This is a genomic window from Kitasatospora sp. NPDC051914 (assembly GCF_040680995.1).
Classification (GTDB): domain Bacteria; phylum Actinomycetota; class Actinomycetes; order Streptomycetales; family Streptomycetaceae; genus Kitasatospora.
Genome location: NZ_JBFAXX010000065.1, coordinates 1 through 24,473, shown reverse-complemented (window position 1 = coordinate 24,473; position 24,473 = coordinate 1). Strand labels below are relative to the sequence as shown.

The 24,473-nt window shown below is 73.4% G+C and carries 18 protein-coding genes; 12 read left to right on the top strand and 6 right to left on the bottom strand.

The genetic code is table 11. The features are described from left to right. Position 1 precedes the first annotated feature (1 nt). Positions 2-1,318 carry a sugar ABC transporter substrate-binding protein gene (locus AB0M03_RS32380; protein ID WP_363498160.1) on the bottom strand — a complete coding sequence of 439 codons (1,317 nt, stop codon included), beginning with the start codon at positions 1,316-1,318 and terminating at the stop codon, positions 2-4. Positions 1,319-1,473: 155 nt separating this feature from the next. Between AB0M03_RS32380 and AB0M03_RS32375 the strand changes: the two genes are divergently transcribed. Both AB0M03_RS32375 and AB0M03_RS32370 read left to right on the top strand, forming a co-directional pair. After that, a complete protein-coding gene (locus AB0M03_RS32375) occupies positions 1,474-2,712 on the top strand; it encodes an ROK family transcriptional regulator (protein ID WP_363498157.1) in 1,239 nt (412 codons plus the stop codon). A gap of 553 nt (positions 2,713-3,265) precedes the next feature. Beyond that, complete coding sequence (locus AB0M03_RS32370) at positions 3,266-5,788, top strand: discoidin domain-containing protein (protein ID WP_363498205.1); 2,523 nt, start codon at positions 3,266-3,268, stop codon at positions 5,786-5,788. 121 nt (positions 5,789-5,909) lie between these two features. Here the strand turns inward: AB0M03_RS32370 and AB0M03_RS32365 are convergent, their stop codons facing one another. Continuing rightward, positions 5,910-6,881, bottom strand: coding sequence for a helix-turn-helix transcriptional regulator (locus tag AB0M03_RS32365; protein WP_363498154.1), 972 nt, complete (start codon positions 6,879-6,881; stop codon positions 5,910-5,912). Positions 6,882-7,279: 398 nt separating this feature from the next. On the opposite strand from AB0M03_RS32365, the gene AB0M03_RS32360 reads away from it, so the two are divergent. From AB0M03_RS32360 to AB0M03_RS32350, 3 genes are all read left to right on the top strand, one after another. Then, positions 7,280-7,417 carry a hypothetical protein gene (locus AB0M03_RS32360; protein ID WP_363498151.1) on the top strand — a complete coding sequence of 46 codons (138 nt, stop codon included), beginning with the start codon at positions 7,280-7,282 and terminating at the stop codon, positions 7,415-7,417. Between the two features lie 6 nt (positions 7,418-7,423). Then, on the top strand, positions 7,424-7,747 hold the full coding sequence (locus AB0M03_RS32355; protein ID WP_363498149.1) for a hypothetical protein: 324 nt from the start codon (positions 7,424-7,426) through the stop codon (positions 7,745-7,747). Positions 7,748-8,057: 310 nt separating this feature from the next. Then, positions 8,058-9,188 (top strand): hypothetical protein, encoded by a 1,131-nt coding sequence (locus tag AB0M03_RS32350; protein ID WP_363498146.1) that lies wholly within the window; start codon positions 8,058-8,060, stop codon positions 9,186-9,188. A gap of 81 nt (positions 9,189-9,269) precedes the next feature. Here the strand turns inward: AB0M03_RS32350 and AB0M03_RS32345 are convergent, their stop codons facing one another. Then, entirely contained in the window at positions 9,270-11,519 is a 2,250-nt protein-coding gene (locus tag AB0M03_RS32345; protein WP_363498143.1) for an MMPL family transporter, read from the bottom strand. A 320-nt stretch (positions 11,520-11,839) separates the two neighbouring features. On the opposite strand from AB0M03_RS32345, the gene AB0M03_RS32340 reads away from it, so the two are divergent. Then, the gene (locus AB0M03_RS32340) at positions 11,840-12,967 is read left to right on the top strand and encodes an alpha/beta hydrolase-fold protein (protein ID WP_363498140.1); all 1,128 of its coding nucleotides are present in this window, start codon (positions 11,840-11,842) and stop codon (positions 12,965-12,967) included. A gap of 125 nt (positions 12,968-13,092) precedes the next feature. Continuing rightward, positions 13,093-15,378 (top strand): glycosyltransferase family 39 protein, encoded by a 2,286-nt coding sequence (locus AB0M03_RS32335; protein ID WP_363498137.1) that lies wholly within the window; start codon positions 13,093-13,095, stop codon positions 15,376-15,378. Between the two features lie 143 nt (positions 15,379-15,521). Here the strand turns inward: AB0M03_RS32335 and AB0M03_RS32330 are convergent, their stop codons facing one another. Both AB0M03_RS32330 and moaA read right to left on the bottom strand, forming a co-directional pair. Next, complete coding sequence (locus AB0M03_RS32330) at positions 15,522-16,208, bottom strand: HNH endonuclease family protein (protein ID WP_363498202.1); 687 nt, start codon at positions 16,206-16,208, stop codon at positions 15,522-15,524. Between the two features lie 138 nt (positions 16,209-16,346). After that, positions 16,347-17,387, bottom strand: a complete 1,041-nt coding sequence (moaA, locus tag AB0M03_RS32325) for a GTP 3',8-cyclase MoaA (protein ID WP_363498134.1) — start codon at positions 17,385-17,387, stop codon at positions 16,347-16,349. 131 nt (positions 17,388-17,518) lie between these two features. Between moaA and AB0M03_RS32320 the strand changes: the two genes are divergently transcribed. The 5 genes from AB0M03_RS32320 (at position 17,519) to AB0M03_RS32300 (ending at position 22,158) form a co-directional block, all read left to right on the top strand. After that, complete coding sequence (locus AB0M03_RS32320; RefSeq protein WP_363498131.1) at positions 17,519-18,121, top strand: nucleotidyltransferase family protein; 603 nt, start codon at positions 17,519-17,521, stop codon at positions 18,119-18,121. Positions 18,122-18,326: 205 nt separating this feature from the next. After that, a complete protein-coding gene (locus tag AB0M03_RS32315; protein ID WP_363498128.1) occupies positions 18,327-19,145 on the top strand; it encodes a hypothetical protein in 819 nt (272 codons plus the stop codon). Between the two features lie 147 nt (positions 19,146-19,292). After that, on the top strand, positions 19,293-20,093 hold the full coding sequence (locus AB0M03_RS32310) for a hypothetical protein (RefSeq protein WP_363498125.1): 801 nt from the start codon (positions 19,293-19,295) through the stop codon (positions 20,091-20,093). 104 nt (positions 20,094-20,197) lie between these two features. Further along, the gene (locus tag AB0M03_RS32305; RefSeq protein ID WP_363498122.1) at positions 20,198-21,004 is read left to right on the top strand and encodes a (2Fe-2S)-binding protein; all 807 of its coding nucleotides are present in this window, start codon (positions 20,198-20,200) and stop codon (positions 21,002-21,004) included. A 131-nt stretch (positions 21,005-21,135) separates the two neighbouring features. Continuing rightward, positions 21,136-22,158, top strand: a complete 1,023-nt coding sequence (locus AB0M03_RS32300; protein ID WP_363498119.1) for a DUF2637 domain-containing protein — start codon at positions 21,136-21,138, stop codon at positions 22,156-22,158. Between the two features lie 32 nt (positions 22,159-22,190). On the opposite strand, the gene AB0M03_RS32295 is transcribed toward AB0M03_RS32300, so the two are convergent. Next, the gene (locus tag AB0M03_RS32295) at positions 22,191-24,407 is read right to left on the bottom strand and encodes a SpoIIE family protein phosphatase (RefSeq protein ID WP_363498116.1); all 2,217 of its coding nucleotides are present in this window, start codon (positions 24,405-24,407) and stop codon (positions 22,191-22,193) included. Between the last annotated feature and the right edge of the window lie 66 nt (positions 24,408-24,473).

The following is a 24,473-nucleotide window of genomic DNA, read 5'->3' as shown; positions in this document are numbered from 1 at the left end:
GTCAGTTGGCCGGCATCTGCTGCTGGGCCTTGGCGAGTTCGGCCTTGACGGACTCGTCGGTGACCGGCTTGCCGGCGGCGGCCGCGGCGAGCAGGTTCTTGACGGCGGTGCCGACCAGGGTCTCGAACTGGCTCTCGTTGGCGACCTGCGGGAGCGGCTGGGCGCTGGTGCCGAGGACCTTGGAGAGGGCCTGGAGCTCGGGGGTGGCGAAGGCCGGGTCGCCCTGGGCGTCCTTGACCGGCGGGATGGAGCCGTAGGTCTTGTTGAGCTGGATCTGCTCGTCCTTGCCGGTCATGAACTTCACGAAGTCCAGCGCGCCGTTCAGGTTCTTGGTGTTCTTGAAGACGGCGAGGTTGATGCCGGCGACCATGGAGCTGGTGAGCTTGGTGCCGGAGGCGCCCGCGGGGACGGGGACGGGGGCGACGCCGTAGTCGTCGGGGTTCATGCCGTGCGACTTGAGGTTGGCGCCGGCGGACTGCCACATCATCATGCCGACCTTGCCGGTGGCGAAGTCGGTGAGGGTCTGGTTGTTGGCGTACTCGGCGTTGCCCGGGGCGGCGATCTTGTCCTTGGCGATCAGGTCGACGTACTGCTTGATCGCGGCGACGGCCTCGGGGGTGTCGAAGGCGGGCTTGCCGGAGGCGTCGAAGTAGTCGGCGCCGTGCTGCTTGCCGAGAGTGAAGGCGTGGTGGACGTTCTCGGAGACGTTGCCGCCCTCGACGGCGATGCCGAACTTGCCGTCCTTGGTGAGCTTCTGGCCGTCGGCCACCAGCTCGTCCCAGGTGGCCGGCGGGTGCTCGATGCCGGCGGCCTGGAACATCTTCTTGTTGTAGTAGAGGCCGTAGGCCATGGAGTACAGCGGGACGGCGGCCGGGTCCTTGCCGGCTGCGCCGGCGGAGGCGATGGTGGCGGGCAGGAAGCGGTCCTTGCCGCCGATCTTGCCGAAGGCGGCGTCGTCGAAGGGCAGCAGCGCGCCGGTGGCCTGGAGCGAGGCGGACCAGGTGTTGCCGATGTTGAGGACGTCGGGGCCCTGGCCGGAGGTGGTGGCGGCGAGGATGCGGTTGAGCAGGTCGGACCAGGGGATGACCTCGAGCTTGACCTTGATGCCGGTCTGCTGCTCGAACTTTCTGAGCTCGGGCTCCAGGACCTGCTTGTCGTTCTCGAGGCTGGTGCCCTGGTTGCTGGCCCAGTACGTGAGCGTCTTGGGGCTGCTGTTGTCGCCGGAGCCGGAGGTGCTGGAGCCGCCTCCGCAGGCGGTGGCGGTGAGTGCAAGAGTCGCGACGACGGCGGTCGCAGCAGCCAGACGGTTGATACGCATGACCATGCCCCTCTCGGGCGGGTGGATGGCGTGGTGGGGGTGGAAGGGCCCCGGATCGACCTTCCGAGGCTTTCTTCAGGCCGTGATTTAACGTGTGAGAAAAGCTGGCGTCAAGAGGACGGGCAGCGATAGATTCGCTGCAGGAGGGAGAACCGATGGCAGAGCGAGGCAAGCAGACGGTCCGCGACCTGCGGCGCGGCAGCAGATCGACCCTATTGCAACGGTTGTATTTCGAAGGGCCCCTGAGCAGGCAGGAGTTGGGGCAGGTCAGCGGTCTGAGCGCCGGATCGGTCAGCAACGTGGTCGGCGAACTGCTCGCGGACGGGCTGGTCGAGGAGTGCGGCTCGGTCGAGTCGGACGGCGGCCGCCCGCGCATCCTGCTCCAGGTGCCGCCCGGCCGGGCCCACCTGGTCGGCGTGGACGTCGGCGAGACGCAGGTGCGGGTCGCCCTGTTCGACCTCGGGCTGACCGAGCTCGCCGCCAGCGACCACCCCCTCTCGGACTGCGGCCACGACTCCGACCACGTCGTCGAGCTGATCCTCACCGGGCTCGCCGAGGTGCTGGAATCCACCGGCACCGACCCGGCCACCGTGCTCGGCGTGGGCGTGGGCGTCCCCGGCATCGTCGAACAGGGCGACCCGGGCACCGACGGCGCGGGCATCGTGGTGCACAGCCAGACCGTGGACTGGGACGCCGTGCCGATCGGCCGGATGCTGCGGGCCGGCACCGACCTGCCGCTGTACGTCGACAACGGCGCCAAGACGCTCGGCCAGGCCGAGATGTGGTTCGGGGCGGGCCGGGGCGCCCGGCACGCGGTGGTCGCACTGTTCGGCTCCGGCGTCGGCGCCTGCGTGATCGCCGAGGGCGCCCGCTTCCGCGGCGCCACCAGCAGCGCCGGCGAGTGGGGCCACACCAAGGTGCACGTCGGCGGGCGGCTGTGCCGCTGCGGCTCGCGCGGCTGCCTGGAGGCCTACGTCGGCGCGGAGGCGCTGGTCGAGCGCTGGGGCCGGGCCCCCGCCGGGTCCAGCGAGAAGGCCGGGCTGGCCGCCCTGCTGGCCGCCGCCGAGGCCGGCGAGGCGGACGCCGTCGAGCTGCTCGCCGAGGCCGCCGAGTACTTCGGCGCGGCCATCGCCGACCTGATCAACCTGTTCAACCCGGAACGGATCGTGATCGGCGGCTGGGCCGGGCTGATGCTCGGGCCGCGCCTGCTGCCCGCGATCCGGGACGCCGCCACCGCGTACGCGCTGCGCTTCCCCCGCGCGCAGACCTCGATCGACCTCGGCCGGCTGGGGCCGGACGCCGTGACCGTCGGCGCCGCGACCCTGCCGCTGTGGCACTTCCTGCAGTCCGGCGGCGAGCTGCCCGCCCGGCTGGCGGCGGCGGCCGCCGGCTGACCCGCGGCGGGCCGGGAGCCGCCGCCGACGGCACGCGGGCGGCCGGTCGGACGCCCGGGAGACCGCGCGGACCGGGAACGTCCGTGCGGACGCGTCCCGTCCCGTGCAGTCCTCCGCGGCCCCGCCCGGTGCTCGGCCGGGGTCTGCCGGTGCTCGGCCGGTGCAGCCCTGCCGGACCCCTTGCGACCTGCGGAAACCCGCCGCGGGCGACAGTCTGCGACGGGTCAACGACGGCTCCCCGCAGGCGTGTTGATCCGTACCGGAACTCCGGTCGAAGGACTTGACACCCGAGATCGCAGCCCCACAGACTCCCTCCGGGGAGCGCTCTCTCGGCTCAGCCGCAAGGATCCGGCACCGCCCTGCCCCGCAGTTCTCCGGCGCCCCTGCGCCGCGCCGGCCCGCCAGTCGCGGGCCGGTCCCCACGCCGACGCACGACGTCCGCGCCCCCCCACAAAAACCCCCACCCACCCCACCGCAGGAGAAGCCCGTGAGGCTCACTTCAGCACGCCCCGGCGCCAGAGCCGGCCGCCGCAGCTCCGCCGCCCTGCTCGGCATGGCCCTGCTCTCGGGCGCCGTCCTGGCGCTGCCCGGCAGCGCCGCCCACGCCGCGGACACCCTGATCTCCCAGGGCCGGACGGTCACCGCATCGTCCGTGGAGAACGGCGGCACCCCGGCCGCCTACGCCGTCGACGGCAACACCGGCACCCGCTGGTCCTCCGCCGCCAGCGACCAGCAGTGGATCCAGGTCGACCTCGGCGCCTCGGCGGCCATCAGCAAGGTCGTGCTCCAGTGGGAGGCCGCCTACGGCAAGGCCTACCAGATCCAGACCTCCGCCGACGGCGCCACCTGGACGACCGTCCACTCCACCACCACCGGCGCCGGCGGCACCGAGACCCTCAACGTCTCCGGCACCGGCCGCTACGTGCGGATGAACGGCGTCACCCGGGCGACCGGCTACGGCTACTCGCTCTGGGAGTTCCAGGTCTTCGGCTCGTTCGCGGGCACCACCCCGGGCACCTGCGCGACCACCAACGCCGCCCAGGGCAAGGCCGCCACCGCCTCCAGCACCGAGAACGCCGGCACCCCGGCCTCGGCCGCCGTCGACGGCAACACCGGCACCCGCTGGTCCTCCGCCGCGAGCGACCCGCAGTGGCTGCAGGTCGACCTAGGCTCCGTCCAGGACATCTGCCAGGTCCAGCTGAACTGGGAGGCCGCGTACGGCAAGGCCTACCAGATCCAGACGTCGAACGACGGCAGCACCTGGACGACGGTCCACTCCACCACCACCGGAGCCGGCGGCAACGAGACCCTCAACGTCACCGGCACCGGCCGCTACGTGCGGGTCTACGGCACCCAGCGCGGCACCGCCTGGGGCTACTCGCTCTGGGAGTTCGCCGTGCACACCGGCGGCGGCAGCACCGTCCCGCCCGTCCAGGGCGGCGGCGACCTCGGCCCCAACGTGATGGTCTTCGACCCGTCCACGCCGAACATCCAGGCCAAGGTCGACGAGGTCTTCACCAAGCAGGAGTCGAACCAGTTCGGCAACGAGCGGTACGCGCTTCTGTTCAAGCCCGGCACGTACAACAACATCAACGCCCAGATCGGCTTCTACACCTCGATCCAGGGCCTGGGCCTCAGCCCCGACGACACCACCTTCAACGGCGACGTCACCGTCGACGCCGGCTGGTTCAACGGCAACGCCACCCAGAACTTCTGGCGCTCCGCCGAGAACCTGCACCTCAAGCCGGTCAGCGGCACCGACCGCTGGGCCGTCTCGCAGGCCGCGCCGTTCCGCCGGATGCACGTCGAGGGCGGCCTCAACCTGGCGCCGAACGGCTACGGCTGGGCCTCCGGCGGCTACATCGCCGACTCGAAGATCGACGGCCAGATCGGCAACTACTCGCAGCAGCAGTGGTACACCCGCGACAGCTCGATCGGCGGCTTCTCCAACGGCGTCTGGAACCAGACCTTCTCCGGTGTCCAGGGCGCCCCCGCCCAGGGCTTCCCGAACCCGCCGTACACCACGCTCGACACCACCCCGATCTCGCAGGAGAAGCCGTTCCTCCACCTGGACGGCAACGACTACAAGGTCTTCGTGCCCGCGAAGCGCACCAACGCCCGCGGCACCTCCTGGGGCAACGGCGCACCGCAGGGCTCCTCGCTGCCGCTGAGCCAGTTCTACGTGGTCAAGCCGGGCGCCACCGCCGCCACCATCAACCAGGCGCTGGCCCAGGGCCTCGACCTGCTCTTCACCCCCGGCGTCTACCACGTCGACCGGACCATCAACATCACCCGCCCGAACACCGTGGTGCTCGGCCTCGGCCTCGCCACCGTCGTCCCGGACAACGGCGTGACCGCGATGAAGGTCGCCGACGTGGGCGGCGTCAAGCTGGCCGGCCTGCTGCTGGACGCCGGCACCGTCAACTCCCCCGCCCTGCTGCAGGTCGGCGACGCCGGCCCGGGCGCGAGCCACGCGGCCAACCCGACCGTCGTCCAGGACGTCTTCGTCCGCGTGGGCGGCGCCGGAGCCGGCAAGGCCACCAACGGCATGGTGATCAACAGCAACAACACCGTCGTCGACCACACCTGGATCTGGCGCGCCGACCACGGCGCCGGCGTGGGCTGGGAGACCAACCGCTCCGACTACGGCTTCGTCGTCGGCGGCAACGACGTGCTGGCCACCGGCCTGTTCGTCGAGCACTTCAACAAGTACGACGTCTGGTGGAAGGGCAACGGCGGCCGCACGATCTTCTTCCAGAACGAGAAGGCGTACGACGCCCCCAACCAGGCCGCCATCCAGAACGGCAGCACCCGCGGCTACGCGGCCTACAAGGTCGACGACGCCGTCAACACCCACGAGGGCTGGGGCCTGGGCAGCTACTGCTACTTCAACGTCGACCCGACGATCGTCATGGACCACGGCTTCGAGGTCCCGGTCAAGGCCGGCGTGAAGCTGCACGACATCCTCGTCAACTCCCTCGGTGGCAACGGCCAGTTCGCCCACGTGGTGAACGACACCGGCGCCCCCACCTCCGGCACCTCCACCACCCCGTCCAACGTCGTCTCCTACCCGTGACGGCCTGACCCCCACCCGGTAGGACCGTCACGAAACAGCGGCCGCCGCCCGGTTCACCGGGCGGCGGCCGCGCCCACTCCTGCGCACCGCGCGACCGGGACACCCCTGCCGCCGGGTGGGGTCAGAGCCAGCCCTTCTGGGCGGCTTTGATGCCGGCCTCGAAGCGGCTGGTGGCGTTGAGGCGTTCCATGATGGAGGCCATGTGGCGGCCGACGGTGCGCGAGGAGATGCCGAGCCGCTGGCCCGCGGTGTCGTCGGTGAGTCCGGAACCGAGCAGACGCAGGAGGTGGCGTTCGGTGGGGGTGAGACCGCTGGCGGGGTCCGTGGGGTTGGTGGCTCCGAGGGGGACGGCGGTGTTCCAGGCCTGTTCGAACAGGTCGAGCAGGGCGTGGAGGATGCCGGGTTCGGTGATGTGGAGGGCGCCCTTGCGGTTGTCGGCGGGGTCGATGGGGACGAGGGCCTGGCTGCGGTCGGTGATGATCAGGCGCTGGGGGACGGCGGGGGCGGTGCGTACCTCGCTTCCCCGGCCCAGGAGCCAGTGCGCGTAGGCGGTGACGTGGGGCTGGTGGCGGGTGGCGTCCTGGTAGAGGGTGCGCATGGTGACGCCGCGTGCGAGGACCTCGGCGTCGGCGCGGCGGGAGGCGTCGAGGTCCTCGGTGCGCTGGTTGCCGGGCTGGCTGCTGAGGACTTCGGTGGTGGTGGCGCGGCCCATCTGTTCGAGGCGGGCGTGGATGGCGTCCATGCCCAGGAGGCGTTCGCCGTGTCCGGCGCGGTGCTCGGCGCGTTCGGCGACCATGCGGCTGACGGCGGCGCGGGAGGCGGCGAGAGCGGCCTGGCGGGCGGCGAGGTCGGCCTCCTGGCGGGCGACCATGTCGGCTAGGCCGATCGCGGGATCGATGGCACGCATCTGCCCCGGGTGGTCGGCCGAGGCGCGTACGAGCATGAGCTCGCCGAGTTCGTCGAGGCAGCCGTGGACCTGGACGGCCGTCAGCGTGCAGCGGGCGGCCAGCTCGTCCACACCGTCGGCAGGGTGGTCGAGCATGGTCTGGTAGACCGCGGTGGCAGCGGCCGACAGGCCCAGTGCCTCCAACATGAGATCCCCCCGGATCGATGGTTCGGGTGCCGCGGTGGCGGCAGAACGGCATCCTCGCAGCCCGGACGATCCCACTTCAAGATCAATCGGTGGCCTTTCGCCGCAGGTCGGAGCATATGTCGGCGGATTCTGTCCTGAGCGGCATCGCCCCTGTTCGCCCCTTGCGCACGGCTGCGGGGCGGACGGATCACGACAATTTTCTTGTCGCAGACATGACAGCATGTCCGGAGTCGGACTGGCTGGTTGGCGACACCCGGAAGCCCTTCCCGGCACCCTCGGCGGGCGGCGAAGCTAGTGATCGCCGCCAGGGAGACAGCCCGAACGGCAGCCGGAAGGTGTCGACCGCGGGACACCCACCGGAATCCCCGTCACCGTTCCGACAGCAAAGGACTCCTCCAGTGATCCGCACCCGTATCGCCCAGGCCGCCGCGGTCGTCGCCGTCTCCCTGAGCGCCCTCGTCCTCGCTCCCGCCGTCCTCGCCCCGTCGGCCTCCGCCACCGTGCAGGCCGACGGGAGCCTCGGCTGGGGTGGCTGACCCGGGGTGGACATCGTCTACGCCAGCCTGCACCGCAGGCACCCGGCCGACCCGGCCCCGCCCGGCGAGGCGGCCGAAGTGCTCGGTGTCCTGTGGGCGCACGCCCGACCCGACGACGGACTCCAGCACGCCTCCGTCCGCATCCTGGACGACCGTGTCGACCTCCTGCTCTATCTCCTCACCCGGGCCCCGGACACCGCCGGTGCGTCCCTCGCCCCCTGCCGGGTCCACGGCCTGATCGCCCGAAGCCACCGGGCTTCGCCACTGCTCCACCGGCGCTACCTGCCGCCGGCCCCCGCGCCGACCGCCGGCAACCCCGCTCTCGGCTGAACTCCCGCCGCCCTCAACCACGTTCGCAGACCGACCCGGCACAGCCACGGCCGTGACCGCTGTTCCTGCAGGACAGCCGTCCCCCGTGTTCCGCGACGCCGGCCGACGCCGCGGGCCCGCCGATCCGGCCACGCCCCGTCCGTCCCAGGGCCCTGCCCGACTTCTCCCGGCCCTTCGGGCCGAACCGCCGCACCCCGCCCTGTCCGTGCTGCCCCGCCCTGCCCTGCCCGCAGAACCGCAGCCCGTCGCCGGTCGGGCATCCCCTTGCCTTCGATCCGCCACGGATCCGTTCACCTCGAGGACCACCACCATGCCTGCCAAGACGTCCAAGATCGCCCGCATCGCCCTCGCCGCCGCCATCGCCGCCTCCGGCGCCGTCGCGACCACCGCCTTCACCGCGACCGCGGCGCACGCCGCCAGCTCCTCGGTGGACGGCCAGATCACCCGCTCGGAGATCATCCAGCGGGCCCAGTTCTGGTACGGCAAGAGCATCGCCTACAACCAGGGCGGCAGCTACCCGGACTCCAGCGGCCGCCTCTACCGCACGGACTGCTCGGGCTACGTGTCGATGGCCTGGCACCTCGGCACCAGCGAGAACACCCAGTCGCTGGCCGACTCCCGGACGTACGAGATCTCCCGGAAGGACCTCAAGCCCGGCGACATCCTGAACAGCTACTACAACCACGTGATCCTCTTCGAGAAGTGGGACGACGCGGCGCACACCAAGTTCTCCTACTACTCGTTCGGCTCGACGCCCGTACGGCACGCCACCGGCGTCTCGATCAACGCGGCGTCCTTCGACGGCCACCCCAACAGCGAGTACAAGGCGCTCCGCTACAAGAACGTCGTCGACACCACCGCCGGCACGGGGACGGGCTCCGTCCACGTGGAGATCATCGGTGCGGACGGCGCCATGTGGAACAACGACGCCGACTACTCCGCCGGCACCTGGAGCGTGTGGTCCAAGATGGACAGCAGCAGCCTCAAGCACCTCGCCAGCGCCTCGATCGGTTCCACCGCCCACTACTACGCCGTCGCCGCCGACGGCCGGGTCTACACCCGCGACGCCGACTACTCCGCCGGCGAGTGGAGCAACTGGACCGAGGTCCCCGGCGCCGCCGGCGGCGCCCAGGGCATCACCGCCACCGCGGTCGGCAACTCCGTCCACCTGGAGATCATCGGCGCGGACGGCGCCATGTGGAACAACGACGCCGACTACTCCGCCGGCACCTGGGGCAGCTGGACCAAGATGGACAGCAGCAGCCTCAAGCACCTCGCCAGCGCCTCGATCGGCAGCACCGCCCACTACTACGCCGTCGCCGCCGACGGCCGGGTCTACACCCGCGACGCCGACTACTCCGCCGGCCGGTGGAGCAACTGGACCGAGGTCCCCGGCGCCGCCGGCGGCGCCCAGGGCATCACCGCCACCGCGGTCGGCTGACGGACCGACACGGACGGCGCCGGACGGGTCTCTCGACCCGGACGGCGCCGTCCGCAACCCCGCGTCACCGGACGAGTCGGCTCAGTCCTCGTCGCCCTCCGGGTTGAGGTGCGGGAGGATCCGGTCCAGCCAGTGCGGTGTCCACCAGGCGTGCGGGCCGAGCAGTGTCATCACCGCCGGCACCATGAGCAGCCGGACGATGGTGGCGTCGATCAGCACGCTGACCGCCAGGCCGAGGCCCAGCATCTTCACCACGATGTTGTCGCTCAGGATGAAGGCCGCGAACACGCTCACCATGATCAGTGCTGCGCAGGTGATCACCCGTGCGGTGATCTCCAGCGCGTGGGCCACGCTGTTCTCGGCATCACCGGTGCGCAGCCACATCTCGTGCACCCGGGAGAGCAGGAAGACCTCGTAGTCCATGCTGAGGCCGAAGACGATGGCGAACATCATCATCGGCACGTAGCTCTCGATCGGCACGGTGCCCGACACCCCGAGCGCCGGACCGCCCCAGCCCCACTGGAACACGGCCACCACCACGCCGTACGAGGCGGCGATCGACAGCAGGTTCAGCACCGCCGCCTTCACCGCCACCAGCAGGCCGCGGAAGACGATGAGGATGATCAGGAAGGCCAGCCCGACCACCACCGCGATGATCGACAGCAGCCGGCTGGCGACGATGTCGCGGAAGTCGACCTGGGCGGCGGTCGTGCCGGTCACGTAGGTGACCGCCGGGGTGTTCGCCACGGCCTGCGGCAGCACGGTGTCCTGCAGGCTGTTGACCAGCTCGGTGGTCTTCTCGTCCTGCGGCTGCTGGGCCGGGATCACCGTGGAGGTGAGCACGTCGTTGTCGCCGGACGGCAGGAACGGGCCGATGCTCGCGATGTTCGGGGTGCCGGCCAGCGCCTGCTGGACGGAGGTGGCCACCGCCTGCTGGCTCGCCGCCGGCACCGTCGTCTGGTCGATCACCACCGTCAGCGGGCCGTTGGAGCCCGGGCCGAAGGCGTCCGACATCAGGTCGAAGGCCTGTTTGTCGGTGAAGGAGGGTGGGTCGGCGCCGTCGTCGATGTGCCCGAGCTGGATGGAGAACAGCGGGATCGCCAGCACGCACACCACGGCCACACCGGAGATCAGGAACCGCCACGGGTGGCGCTCCACCACCTGCGCGTACCGGTGCCAGGTGCCGGTGGCCTCTTCGCCCGGCGCTGCGTCGGTCTCCGCGACCGGCTTGCGGACGTGCCAGCGGTCGATCGCCCGGCCGATGATGCCGAGCATCGCCGGCAGCAGGGTCAGCGCACCGGCGACCGCCGTGACCACGGTGACGCCCGCGGCCAGGCCCAGCTTGGAGATGAAGCTGACGCCGGAGACCGAGAGGCCCGCGAGGGCGATGATCACCGTGCAGCCGGAGACCAGCACCGCCCGGCCCGCGGTGGACACCGCGTGGCCCGCCGAGCCCACCGGGTCCACGCCGTCCATCAGCCCCTGCCGGTAGCGGGTCAGCAGGAACAGCGCGTAGTCGATGCCGACACCCAGGCCGATCATGGTGGCCAGGGTCGGCGACACGGTCGCGAAGGTCGTCGCCGCGGCCAACAACCCCAGGCAGCCGAGGCCGACGATCACCGCGATCAGCGCGTTGATCAGCGGCAGGCCCGCAGCGATCACGCTGCCGAAGCCGATCAGCAGCACCACGATCGCCACCGCGAAGCCGATCGCCTCGCTGCTGCGGTCGTCCGCCTTGGGCCGGGCCGCCTCGCCGAGCGGTCCGCCGTACTCGACCTGCACCCCGGCCTGGCGCAGCGGGGCGACCGCGTCGTCCACCTGGGTCAGGTAGTCGCTGCCGTAGGTACTGGGGTTGGCGTCGGTCTTGAAGGTGATGAAGGCGGTCAGCCCGTCCGTGGAGAGCGGGCCGTTGGGCGTCTGGGTGGTCGGCTGGCCGGGCTGCGGCAGCGGGTTCTGCACCGACAGCACGTGCGGCAGCTTCCCCAGGTTCGCGACCACCTGGTCGATCTGGTCCGGGAAGCCGGTCAGCGCCTGCTCGTCGTGCAGCACGATCTGCGAGCCGACGCCGCCCGCGGCCGGGTTGTGCGCCCGCAGCACCTCCAGGCCCTTCTGCGCCTGGCTGCTGGAGATGTTGAAGTCGTCGGAGAAGGTGCCGCCGACCGCCCGGTCCACGACCTGGATGCCGGCCAGTGCGACCAGCCACGCCACCAGCACCAGGACGCCGTGCCGGGCGCACCACGAACCCAGCCGGTGCAGCACCCCCGGCCGCGCGACGGCCTTTTCGGCGGCTTTGCTCGGCGGTGGCGGTGATGGCGGCGGCGCTGACGCCATGCGCCCTCCCGGGGTCGGGCACGCCGGCGGTGCCGGCGGTGCGAGGGCGTGGATGTGACGGCTGCTCAGCAGCGTAGGCAGGCGCCGCACGGTGCAAGGGGCCGACACACCGCCCCGTCCCCCGGACGCCGCCAGGACTTGCCCACAAGAGGCACACGGGGGCCACGCGCCCTGGATCGACCCGCGCCGGGCTGCCGACGGGCCGTCACCGCAGGTGCGTCGCAGGGCGGACGCAGGTGGCGGGCGGGCCGTCCGTGCACATTCTTGACAGAGCCTGGGGGTGGTCTGAGCGGTTTCTGACAGTCCTCTACGATCAACGCGTGTTGAGCCTGACCGGATTGCCGTTGCGTGTCCTCGCCGTCCTCCTCGCCGTCGGAGCCTTCGCCGCCACCATGTGGCTGTGGCCGAGGCTGGCCGGGCGCGGCTGGAAGTCCTGGCTCGGCCGGCTCGGCGCGTTCTTCGGCACCCAGCTGGCCGTCCTCGCGGCGATCGGCCTGGTCGCCAACGCCTACTTCGGCTTCTACACCACCTGGAGCGACCTGCTCGGCACCGACGGCAAGCAGGGCACGGTCGTCGACCACGAACCCGGCGGCAAGGCCGTCTCGGTGACCGGCCAACAGAAGGTGTACTCCTCGCAGGGATCCGCCCAGGACCGCTCCGGGGTGATCGAGAAGGTCCGCATCCGCGGCGCCTCCTCCGGCCTGACCGGCACCCCCGCGTACGTGTACCTGCCGCCGCAGTACTTCCAGCCCGAGTACGCGCACAGCCGCTTCCCGATGGCGCTGGTGCTCTCCGGCTATCCCGGCTCCGCAGAGAAGCTGATCTCGCTGCTGGAGTACCCGGACTCCACCCTGAAGGCGATCCAGGCCTCGCAGCTGCCGCCGACCGTGCTGGTGATGATGCGGCCCACCCTGGTCGGCAACCGGGACACCGAGTGCATGGACGTCCCCAACGGCCCGCAGGTGGAGACCTTCTTCACCGAGGACCTCCCCAGGGCGATGGCCGGCAGCTACCGGATCCTCGACCGGCCGGACGCCCGCGCCGCGATCGGCGACTCCACCGGCGGCTACTGCGCCCTCAAGTTCGCGCTGCGCAAGCCCGACTCGTACCGCTCGGCGATCTCGCTGTCCGGCTACTACACCGCCCCGGTCGATCCGACCACCGGCGACCTGTTCGGCGGCCGGCCCAGCCTGAAGCAGGAGAACGACCTGCTGTGGCGGCTGCGCACGCAGCCGGGCCGGCCGGTCTCGCTGCTGCTCGCCACCAGCCGCAACGAGCACAACTACGCGGCCACCCAGAAGATGGTCGCCGCGTTCAAGGCGCCCACCGAGGTGTCCACCATCACCCTCGACAGCGGCGGCCACAACTTCCACACCTGGACCCGGGAGATCCCGCCCGCCCTGGAGTGGCTCGGCCGGCGCCTGGCCCCGCCGCAGCCCGCGGGCTGACGCACCGACGGGCCGCAGGCCGCATCCGGACGGGTGGAGGGCGGCCGGGGCGGCCGAAGAAGATCACACCGGCCTCATAGGCCACTCTCATGGAGCTCTCAGCCTGCGCGGCGAGCGTATCGCCCATGACCACGACCCGTCCCGTTCCTCCGACCAGCGAACCGTGGCCCGAGGCTGCGAACTACCCGCCGCCGTCGCCAGCCGGCGATCGGGCCCCGGTCGATCCGCTCTTCCCGCCGGCCGACCCGCCGGCGCCCGGCCCCAAGGGGCCCTCCAGCTGGGGCGACCGGCTGCGGACGTTGCCCGGCCGCGCCCGGCGCGGCCGCCCGGACGACCCGCGATGGGCCCGGCCGGCGCTGCTGGCCCTGCTGGCCGCCACCGCCGTCCTCTACTTCTGGAACCTGTCCGCCTCCGGCTGGGCGAACTCCTTCTACTCGGCCGCGGTACAGGCCGGCTCGCAGAGCTGGAAGGCCTTCTTCTACGGCTCCTCCGACGCCGCGAACTTCATCACCGTCGACAAGCCGCCGATGTCGCTGTGGCCGATGGCCCTGTCGGTCCGGATCTTCGGCCTCAGCTCGTGGAGCATCCTCGCGCCGCAGGTGCTGATGGCGGTGGCGACGGTCGCCACGGTGTACGCGACGGTCCGCCGCCGGTTCTCCGCCCTCGGCGGCCTGGTGGCCGGTGCCGCCCTGGCCCTGACCCCGGTCGCGGCGCTGATGTTCCGCTTCAACAACCCGGACGCGCTGCTGGTCCTGCTGCTCACCCTCGCCGCGTACGGCGTGGTGCGGGCCACCGAGACCGCGAGCACCCGCTGGCTGGTGTTCGCCGGTGCGATGTTCGGCTTCGGCTTCCTCACCAAGACCCTGCAGGCCTTCCTGGTGCTGCCGGCCTTCGCGCTGATCTACCTGGTCACCGCGCCGACCGGGCTCGGCCGCCGGGTCCGCCAGCTGCTGTGGGCCGGCCTCGCCATGGTGGTCGCCGGCGGCTGGTGGGTGGCGATCGTCGAGCTCGTCCCGGCCTCCGCCCGTCCCTACATCGGCGGCTCCCAGGACAACGACTTCCTGTCCGTGACCTTCGGTTACAACGGCTTCGGCCGGATCACCGGCAACGAGACCGGCAGCGTCGGCGGCGGTGGCCGCGGCGGCACGGGCGGCGGCATGTGGGGCGAGACCGGCATCACCCGGCTCTTCGACGGCGACATCGGCGGGCAGATCGCCTGGCTGATGCCGGCCGCACTCGTCCTGCTGGTGTTCGGCCTCTGGGCGACCCGCCGGTACCCGCGCACCGACAGCGCCCGGGTCGGCTTCCTGGTCTGGGGCGGCTGGCTGCTCTGCACCGCCCTGACCTTCAGCTTCATGTCCGGCATCTTCCACCAGTACTACACGGTGGCGCTGGCCCCCGCGGTCGCCGCACTCGTCGGCATGGGCGCGGACGGCCTCTGGCGGGCCCGGCACCGGCTGCCGTACGCGGCACTGCTGGGCGCCGTGGTCGCGGTCACCGCGGTCTGGGCGTACGTGCTGCTGGGCCGCAGCGCGGACTTCGTGCCGTGGCTGCGCTGGGCGGTGCTGGTCGGCGGACTCGCCGCGGCGGTCGTGCTGCCGCTCGCCGGCCGGGTGAGCGGACGCCTCGGGGCACGGCTGGCCACGGTCGCCGGGCTGGCGGCGCTGGCCGCGGCACTCGGCGGGCCGACCGCCTACGCCCTGCAGACCGTCTCCACCGGGCACAGCGGCTCCATCGTCACGGCCGGTCCGCAGGTCCAGGGCGGCGGCTTCGGCGGCCCCGGCGGCGGCCGGTTCCGGGCGGGCGGCGCACCCGGCGGCACGGGCTTCCCCCCGGGTGTGCAGGGCGGCCGGAACGGCCAGGGCCAGGCGCAGGGTCAGACCCAGGGCCAGAACGGCTTCCCGGGCATGAACGGCCTTCCAGGCATGAACGGCCAGAACGGCCTCCCGGGTGCGAACGGCCGGAACGGCTTCCCCGGCATGGACGGGGCGGGCGGCGAGGGCCGGACCGGGCGCGGCACGGGCGGGCCCGGCGGGATGGGCGGTCTGCTCAACGGCGCCCGGGTCAGCAGCGAGGTCGCCGCCCTGCTCAAGCAGGACGCCGGCAAGTACACCTGGGTCGCGGCCGCCGTCGGCTCGCAGAACCAGGCCAGCTACCAGCTCGCCACCGGCGAACCGGTGATGGCGCTCGGCGGCTTCAACGGCACCGACCCGTCGCTGACGCTGGCCCGGTTCCAGCAGTACGTGAAGGAGGGCAAGGTGCACTGGTTCATCGGCGGCGGCGGCTTCGGCGGGGGTGGCGGGATGGGCGGCTCCTCCGACTCCTCGGAGATCGCGAGCTGGGTCCAGGAGAACTTCACCGCCAAGACCGTCGGCAGCACCACCCTCTACGACCTGACCGCAGCCGAGTAGCAGGGCCGACCCGAAGGGGCGCGGGGAACTGCGCGCAGTGGAAGAAGCCGACCGGCACCTTCCGACTCGCGCGGTTCCCCGCGCCCCTTCCTCTGCCGGCCCGACCGGTCCGGGTCGCTCCCGGTCGTGGCCGACCGCCGGGGTCAGCTGCACTGGGCGAGCATGGCCTGCTTGTCGGCGGGGGTGACCGGGAGGTCGTACTTGAGGGAGACCTGGGCGAAGCGGACGGCGTAGGCGCAGCGGATCTTCGGGTCGGCGGGGAGCCATTCGGCGGGGCCGGAGTCGCCCTTGGCGGAGTTCTGGGAGCCGTCGGCGGGGACGAGGTTGAGGGGGTCGTTGGCGATCCTGACCCGCTTGGCCTTGTCCCACTTGGAGGCGCCCATCCGCCAGTCGTAGGAGAGCGGCATCACATGGTCGATCTGGATCTTCGTGGCCTGGGCCTTCGTCCACTGCACGGTCCTGCCGGTGTACGGGTCGTGGATGGTCATGGCGGTGACGGTGCAGGTGGAGCCGGACTTGTGTTGGACGGAGCGGCCGTCGCGGGCGAGCAGGTCGTTGCGGGTGTCGCAGTCGTTGTGGCCGAGGGCGGTGCCGTCGACGTTGTCCGTCCAGGCGGGGCCGAACTGGTCGCGGTCGTAGCCGGTCCGCGGGCCGGGCGGGGCGGTGCGGACCTTGGCGATCAGGTCGTGGCCGGCCTTGCGGTCGGCGGCGGTGGTGAGCGGGGCGAGGCCGGGCCTGGTGCCGTCGGGGTTCTGGAGGGGGCTGGTGCCGAGGGCGGCGACGTTGTCCGAGGAGGTGCCGGTGGTGCCGGAGGTGCAGGCGGTGAGCAGGAGGGCGGGCAGCAGCAGGGCGGACAGGGCGGTGGTTCGGCGGGCGCGCACGGGTTCTCCCCCGACGGTGTGGCGGTAGCGGCGCACCAGCAGAGCAGGGGCCGTCCCGCCGGGTCAAGCCGCGGGGTGCGGGGCGGGTCAGCCGCCGATCGCGGACATCGGGCGGTCGGGGCGGACGAAGCCGGCGGTGTCGATGGCGTGGCCGGGGCCCTTGCGGGCGATGGTGGCGCGCCAGGCGGCTTCGATCCGGTCGTCGTCGGCGCCGCCGCGGAGCAGGGCCCGCAGGTCGGACTCCTCGGTGGCGAAGAGGCAGTTGCGGAGCTGGCCGTCGGCGGTGAGCCGGACGCGGTCGCAGCCGCCGCAGAAGGGCCGGGTGACGGAGGCGATGACGCCGACGACGGTGTCGGTGCCGGCGATCCGCCATTCCTCGGCGGGGGCGTTGCCGTGCCGGCCCACGGGGACGAGGTCCCAGCGGCGGCCGAGGGTGGTGAGGATCTCCTCGGCGGTGACCATGCGGTTGCGGTCCCAGGCGCCCTGGGCGTCGAGCGGCATGGACTCGATGAAGCGCATCCGGTAGCCGTGGCCGGCGGCGAAGTCGACGAGGTCGCAGAGTTCGTCGTCGTTGGTGCCGCGGACGGGGACGGCGTTGACCTTGACCGGGTCGAGGCCGGCGGTGCGGGCGGCGGCGAGTCCGTCGAGGACGTCGGCGAGCCGGTCGCGGCGGGTGATCTCGGTGTACCGGTCGCGGCGGAGGGTGTCGAGGGAGACGTTGACCCGGTGCAGGCCGGCGGCCTTGAGGTCGGCGGCGGTGCGGGCGAGGCCGATGCCGTTGGTGGTGAGGGAGAGCTCCGGGCCGCCGTCGGGGCCGGGGATGCCGGCGAGGGCGGCGAGCAGTCCGGGCAGGCCGCGGCGGAGCAGGGGTTCGCCGCCGGTGAGGCGCAGGGTGCGGATGCCGAGGCGGTGGACGGCGATCCGGGCGAGGCGGACGATCTCCTCGTCGGTGAGGAGTTCGGGGCGGGGCAGCCAGTTCAGGCCCTCGGCGGGCATGCAGTAGGTGCAGCGCAGGTTGCAGCGGTCGGTGAGGGAGATCCGCAGGTCGGTGTGGACCCGGCCGTAGCGGTCGACCAGGGGCGCGCGGTGCGGATGTCCGTTGCCGGGGGCGGTGGTACTGGGTGCCATGGGCCCAGTACAGGCGCCGGGCGGGGGGTGCGGCCAGCGGCGGAAGCGCCGGGGTGCGGCGCCGGCCTGCGACGTCCCCTTGTGGGATCGCACAACTGCCGCGGACGGCGCGGCGTCGGGAGACTGGGGTCATGACGGATCTTCGGGTGGCCGGCCTGGTGCTGGCGGCGGGGGGCGGGCGGCGGCTGGGCGGGCGGCCCAAGGCGCTGGTGCCGTACCGCGGGCGGCCGCTGCTGGAGCACGCGCTGGGGGTGGTCCGGGCGGGCGGCTGCGGGCCGCTGGTGGCGGTGCTGGGGGCGGCGCGGGAGCGGGTGCGGGCGGAGGCGGAGACGACCGGCTGCCTGCTGGTCGACAATCCGGCGTGGGAGAGCGGGATGGGCTCGTCGCTGCGGGCGGGTCTGGCGGCGCTGCCGGCGGACGTCTCGGCGGTGCTGGTGATGCTGGTGGACACGCCGGGGGTGACGCCGGAGGCGGTGGCCCGGCTGCTGGCGGCGCACCGGGCCGGCGGCGGGCTGGTGGCGGCGGCGTACGCGGGGCGGCGGGGGCATCCGGTGCTGATCGGTGCGGGGCTGTTCGCGGAGGCGGCGGCCGGTGCCGAGGGGGACGCGGGGGCGCGCGCCCTGCTCGCCGCGCACGCCGGGGAGCTCCTGCTGGTGGAGTGCGGGGACGTGGCGGTGCCGGACGACCTGGACACGCCGGCCGACCTGGCCCGCTGGACGGCCTCGCAGGGGTGAACGGCGCCTCTGTACAAGGCCGTTGGGCCACTCTCGTGCGCTGGTGGCACAGCGGCCCCCGCCGTTCGGAGGGGGCGGCGCCGGGGTCGGGTTGTATGCCCCTTAACTCTCCCTGAGGTTTGCCGTAATCCACTCCGCCACCTGCCCGGATCAGCGAAGATGGGGGGTGACCTGCCCAGCCGACACCGAACGGACGGTGCCAGCCATGACCGCAGTGCCGCTGCCCGACGACTTCAGCGACCAGGCGGCCGGTCCCGTCCCGGCCGCGGGTGCCAGCGCCATCCGCTGCCCGGCCTGCCGGGCCGAGCACGTGTACGAGGCGCCGAGCCTGCCGTGCCCGTGCGGGGCCCAGCTGCGGGTGCCGCTGCTGCGGGGCGGGGTGCCGGTGCAGGTGCGGTTCCGGTCGTGGGAGGACTCCTGGCTGAGCATGCGCTGTCCGCACTGCGGGCGCAACGACCAGTGGCCGCAGCCGGAGTTCACCTGCAACTGCGGGGCCACGGTGCGGCTCCCGGTGGACCGGGCGCCGCGGCTGCCGGCGGCGGGTCCGAGCGGGCGGCCCGCCGGTGCGCGGCCGTACACGACGGCGGTGCCGCCGGAGCCGGTGGCACCGCAGCCGGGCCGGCACCGGCTGATGCGGCCCCCGTTCCGCCCGCAGCCGGTGCGCACCTCGCAGGACGCGGTGCTGGCGGCGGCGCGCTACCTGCAGTGGCTGGGCTTCGAGGACCTGGAGCTGACGGAGGGGCAGGACCGCGAGGCGGTGACACTGCTCGGCACCCGGATGGTGGCGCAGGTGGACACCTGGTCCGATCCGGCGGACGTGAAGGCCGTGGAGTGCCTGTGGATGCAGACGCTGCACAGCGAGGAGATGGCGGCCGCGATGTTCACGCTGGCCGGGTTCTCGCACCAGGCGGTGGTGCGCGGCGAGCAACTGCTGGTGGCGCTGTTCACGGTGGACGCGGCGGGCATCCCGCAGCCGGCGAACGGCGCGGCGGAGGCCCTGATGGAGACTGGCTGGACGTCCTGATCCACCGTCGGGCGGAGGGCGACCCTCCGCAATCAGTGCCGCTCGTGATCTGGTGCACAAGCGCGCCCCCGTGTTGAATTGCCGCCACAGCGCAGGCCGATGGGGAGGGCCCGCGCCCTGCTGGATGGCGCACACGAGGAGGTGGCGTTGTCGGAGCACGGGAGGGCCCAGGGCGGCCTGGCGGAAGCCGTGTGGCGGTTGCGGTCGCGCGGGTGCTGGCAGGAGGCTGCCGAGTTGCTGCGCCCGCAGGCCGGGCGCGATCCGGCGGCGGCCCTGCAGAGGGCCGAACTCCTGATCGAGCAGTGCCTGTTCACGGCCGCGCACTGGGCCGAGGCGGAGGCCGCGCTGCGCCTCGCCGAGGCCGGGGCGGCGGCGCCCCCGCAACGGGCCGCGGCGGCGTGTGCGCGCGGCTTCCTGGCGTACGTGGCCAGCGTGCTGGGCCGGCGCGACCGACTGGACGAGGCACAGGCGGCGCTCGGTCGCACCTCGGCCCTGCTGGCGCCGGACGCGCCGGGCCGGCCGCTGCTGGACTTCCGGCGCGGCCTGGTCGCGGAGCACCTGCTGCACGACCCGGTGGCGGCCCGGATCGCCTACCGGCGGGCGCACGACGCGGCACTGGAGCGGCACGACGACCTGCTCCGCTCGTACACCTGGCGGCACCTGGCGGGGCTGGCGCTGGCGGGCGGCGACCTGGAGCGGGCCCGGGAGGGTTTCCGGGCCTCGCTGCGGCTGCGCGAGGAGCTGGGCTTCACGGTCGGGGTGGCGCCGGCACTGGCCGCGCTGGCCGAGGTCGCGGACCCGGCGGAGGCGGCCCGGCTGCGCGCCGAGGCGGCCCGGCTGGTGCAGGCGCTGGGCGGCGTGCCGGTGTGGCTGGCCGGACGGCTGCGGGTGCCTGCGCAGCCCGGCCTGCCGGACGGTACCGCGGCGCGGACACCGGGGACGGCGTGAGCTAAGGTAAGGCTAACCTGTCCGGGGAGAGCAGTGCCCCGGACGGGACTGCCTACCTACGCCGTCCCCGGGCTCCTTCCGAGCCCCGTCCCGCTGGGGCCCGCATGACCGTGACCACCGTGGAGGCCGCCCCGGCCGAGGCCGCCGCCGAGCCGCCGCTCGCCGACAGCTACCGCCGCCTCGCCGCCGCCCACCCGGCCATGCGCGTGCACTGCGGGCCGCTGCCGTCCGGCGACGGCTGGATGTCCGCCGCCGACCTGGCCACCGACCCGGACGCCATGCGCACCGCGATCGCCTTCGACGCGGAGGCCGGTCTGCGCGACTACGGCACGCCGCTGCGCCCGGACGTCGCGGCCGGGTTCTGCCTGCACCGCCACCTGTGGCCGACCGCCCTGGCGTTCACCCTCCCCTGGTTCCTGGAGCGCCGGGTGCCCCGGCTGCCGGTCGGGCGGGTGGCGATCCGCCGGGCCACCGGCGAACTCGCCGTGCACCCGGCCGGCCTGACCGGGCTGCCGGACGATCCGCTGGCCGGCACCGGACTGCTGCGGGTGGTGCCGGACGAGGCCGCGCTGCGCGCCGAACTGCTGGACGCCCTCGCCGAGCACACGGCGCCGCTGGTGGCGGCGTTCCGCCCGCAGCTGCGGCGCGGACCGCGGACGCTCTGGGGGACGGCGACCGACGACGTGGTCGAAGGGCTGTGGTACCTGGCCGGCCTGCTCGGCGAGGAGGAACGCGCGGCGGCGGAGCTGACGGCGCTGCTGCCCGGCGACGGCCCGGCGCCGTTCGTCGGCGGGGCGGCCTTCCGCCTCTCCGGCGGAATCCGTACACGCACTCGGGCGACCTGCTGTCTGTTCTACACGGTTCGCCCGAACGAGGCGTGTTTCACCTGCCCGCGACAGCAGGAAAGATGATTGCCATTCGAATATTCCTCGATAATTCCCCCGCACCGGTGCATCGCCCTTAATCCGGCCTTCGGCCCCGGGAATTCTCCGCCATCATGGACCAGCCGTTCCCACGCAGGAAAGCGAGGCTGGTTCAGGTCATGAGACTGTCGGACATATCACTGGGCTGGGCCACCACCGGCGGGGCCCTCTTGGTGGTCACCGCCGTACTGGTGGCGTTCGCCCGCAACCGGGCCGGCGCGACGGCGGGCGGGGGCGATTCGTGGGAGCGCTCGGAGGAGCGCCGCCGCCGCAAGGAATCCCTGTACGGGGCCGCCTCGTACACCCTGCTGTTCTGCTGTGCGGCCGTCGCCGCGGCGCTGTCCTTCCACGGGCTGGTCGGCTTCGGCGTCCAGAACCTCAACCTCTCCGGGGGCTGGGAGTACCTGGTGCCCTTCGGGCTCGACGGCGCCGCGATGTTCTGCTCGGTGCTGGCCGTCCGCGAGGCCAGCCACGGCGACGCGGCGCTCGGCTCGCGGCTGCTGGTGTGGCTCTTCGCCGGCGCCTCCGCCTGGTTCAACTGGGTGCACGCGCCGCGCGGGCTGGGACACGCCGGTGCACCGCAGTTCTTCGCCGGCATGTCGCTCTCGGCGGCCGTGCTCTTCGACCGGGCGCTGAAGCAGACCCGCCGCGCCGCGCTGCGCGAGCAGGGCCTGGTGCCCCGTCCGCTGCCGCAGATCCGCATCGTCCGCTGGCTGCGCGCCCCGCGGGAGACGTACGCCGCCTGGTCGCTGATGCTGCTGGAGGGGGTGCGCACGCTGGACGAGGCGGTCGAGGAGGTCCGCGACGACCGGCGGGCCGCCGCCGCCGACCGGGAGCGCCGCCGCCTCGCCAACCGCCGCGAGCGGGCCGAGCTGCGCGCCATCGGCCGGCACCAGAGCGGCTGGCGGCACCGCGCGGCCGCCCGCCAGCTGGAGGCCGGGAGCGGCGCGGAGCCCGTCATAGCCGTGGAGGCGGGCCCCGCCGAGGCCCGTCCCGCCGAGACGCGGGCGGCCCGGACCGGGCTCCCCGTCCGGGCGGCCCCGCTCAGCGTCGACCTGACGCCGGAGGAGGACACCATCACGCTGCCCCGCCTGGACTCCCTGGAGCAGAAGCTCAAGGACCTGGAGCAGCAGTTCGGCTGACGGCCGGGGCGTGTCGCAGGACACGCCCCGGATCAGCTGTCCGCCGGGGCGGACCCCTCGGCGGACAGCTCGAACCACATCCGCTTGCCGGAGCCCCGGGGCTCCACGCCCCAGCCGTCCGCCAGCGCCTCGACCAGCATCAGGCCGCGCCCGGAGGACGCCTGCTCGCCGGGGGTGCGGCGGGTCGGCCACAGGTCCGACTCGTCCTCGACCTCGACCCGCAGCCGGGCCCGGCCGTTGCCGGGCGCCTGGTAGAGCCGCGCGGTGAACATCGCGTCCCGGTCGGTGTGCCGGATGGCGTTGGTGACCAGCTCGGAGGAGAGCAGTTCGGCGGTGTCGATGAGGTCCGGCACCTGCCAGCGGCGCAGTGCGTCCCGCAGCTCGCCGCGGAGCTCGGAGATCCGCGCCAGGTCGGCCTGGCCGATCCGGCGGCGCAGCTGCTGGGCGGCGCGGCCGCCGGAGGGCCCGTCCCAGCGGAGCAGCAGCAGCGCTATGTCGTCCTCGCGCTCGCTGGAGTCGGCGGCACCGGCGGCGACCCGGTCGGCGAGCTCCTCCAGCGGCTCGCGGGCGGACTCGTCGCGGGCCGCCAGCGGGCCGGAGACCGCCTCGCACAGCCGGGAGAAGCCGGTGTCGAGGTCCATCCCGCGGGCCTCCACCAGGCCGTCGGTGCAGAGCACCACGGTCTCGCCCGGGTCGAGGCTGAAGCGGGTGACGCGGTACTCCTCGTCCGGGTCGACGCCCAGCGGCAGGCCGCCGGCGACCGGCAGGACGGCGGCCGAGCCGTCGCCGCGGCGGACGACCGGGTCGAGGTGGCCGGCCCGCACCGCGTAGACCACGCCGTAGTCGACGTTGACCTCGGCGTAGGTGCAGGTGGCGAAGTGGTCGGTGTCCAGGTCGGCGAGGAAGCGGGAGGCGCGGGCCATCACGGCGGCCGGCGGGTGGCCCTCGGCCGCGTAGGCGCGCAGGGCGATCCGGAGCTGGCCCATGATGCCGGCCGCGTGCACGTCGTGGCCCTGGACGTCGCCGATGACCAGGCCGACGTGGCCGCCGGGCAGCGGCACCACGTCGTACCAGTCGCCGCCGATCTGCAGGCCGGAGCCGGCCGCGAGATAGCGGACGGCGGTGGTCACCCCGGGCACCGACGGAACGGCGCGGGGCAGCATCACCCGCTGCAGGCTCGCCGCGAGCTCGTGCTCGGCGTCGTGCAGCTGGGCGCGGGCCAGGGACTGTGCGACCAGGCCGCCGAGGGTGGAGAGCAGGGTGCGCTCGTCGGGGTCCAGCTCGCGGTCGTCGTCGAAGCTGACCACGCAGACGCCGATCGCCCGGCCGCTGACGACCAGCGGCAGGAAGGCCCAGGCGCTGCGGCCGGTGCCGGCGCCGAGCTGCTCCCAGGCCTGCGGGTAGCGCTCGCGGTACTCGTCGCGGTCGGCGATGAACACCGGTGTGCGGGTGCGGACGGCGTACGCCATCGGGTGGTCGGCGGCCAGCGGGGAGCGGTCGTGCCGGGCGATCAGTTCGCTGCGGTAGCCGCTCGCGCCGAGGACGGCGAGCCGGCCGGCCTCCATGGAGGCGAGCACCAGGCCGTCCGGCGGGAGGCCGGGCAGCGGGAGTTCGGTGAAGACGCGGGCGACGTCGCGGACGGTGACCGCCTCGGACAGTGCCCGGGCGGCCTCCTTGATGAACCGGGAGCGCTCCTCGCGCAGCGCGGCGATCTCGCCGGCCTTCTCCCGCTTGTGGAGCTCGACGGTCGCGTCCCAGACGAAGCCGACCATGCGGGAGGGGCGGCCGAAGGCGTCGGCGAGGACCCGGCCGCGGAAGCGCACCGCGTGCATCTCGCCGCCGGGGTGGACGGTGCGGTAGTACGCGCCGCACTGGCCGAGCTCGGCGACGGCGCGCTCGACCCGGCGGCGGACCACCGGTGCGTCCTCGGGGTGGAGCAGCGCCAGGAAGGCCGCGGAGCTGCGGTCGAAGCGGTCGGGGTCCAGGCCGAGGATGTCGCAGGCCCGCTGGTCGCCCTCGAGGAGGTCGCGGCGGATGTCCCAGTCGAAGGAGCCGATGCCGTTGGCGGCCATCGCCGGCTCGAGCCAGTCCGGTGTCGAGTCGCCGCCGCGGCCGGAGAGGCCGTGGGTCGTTGCGGGCACCGACAGGCCGGCGGTCGCGGTGCGCAGCGCATGGCCTGCTGCGCTGCGGACCGCCTGGGCCGGTGGGCTGCGGCGCGCGGGCCCCTGCGGCTCGGGCTCTGTCGCCATGTGTCTCCTGCCGCTGCCAGGCCGTGGCGCCCCCCGGGGGCGGCCCGGCCGGGGGGTGTTCGGTTG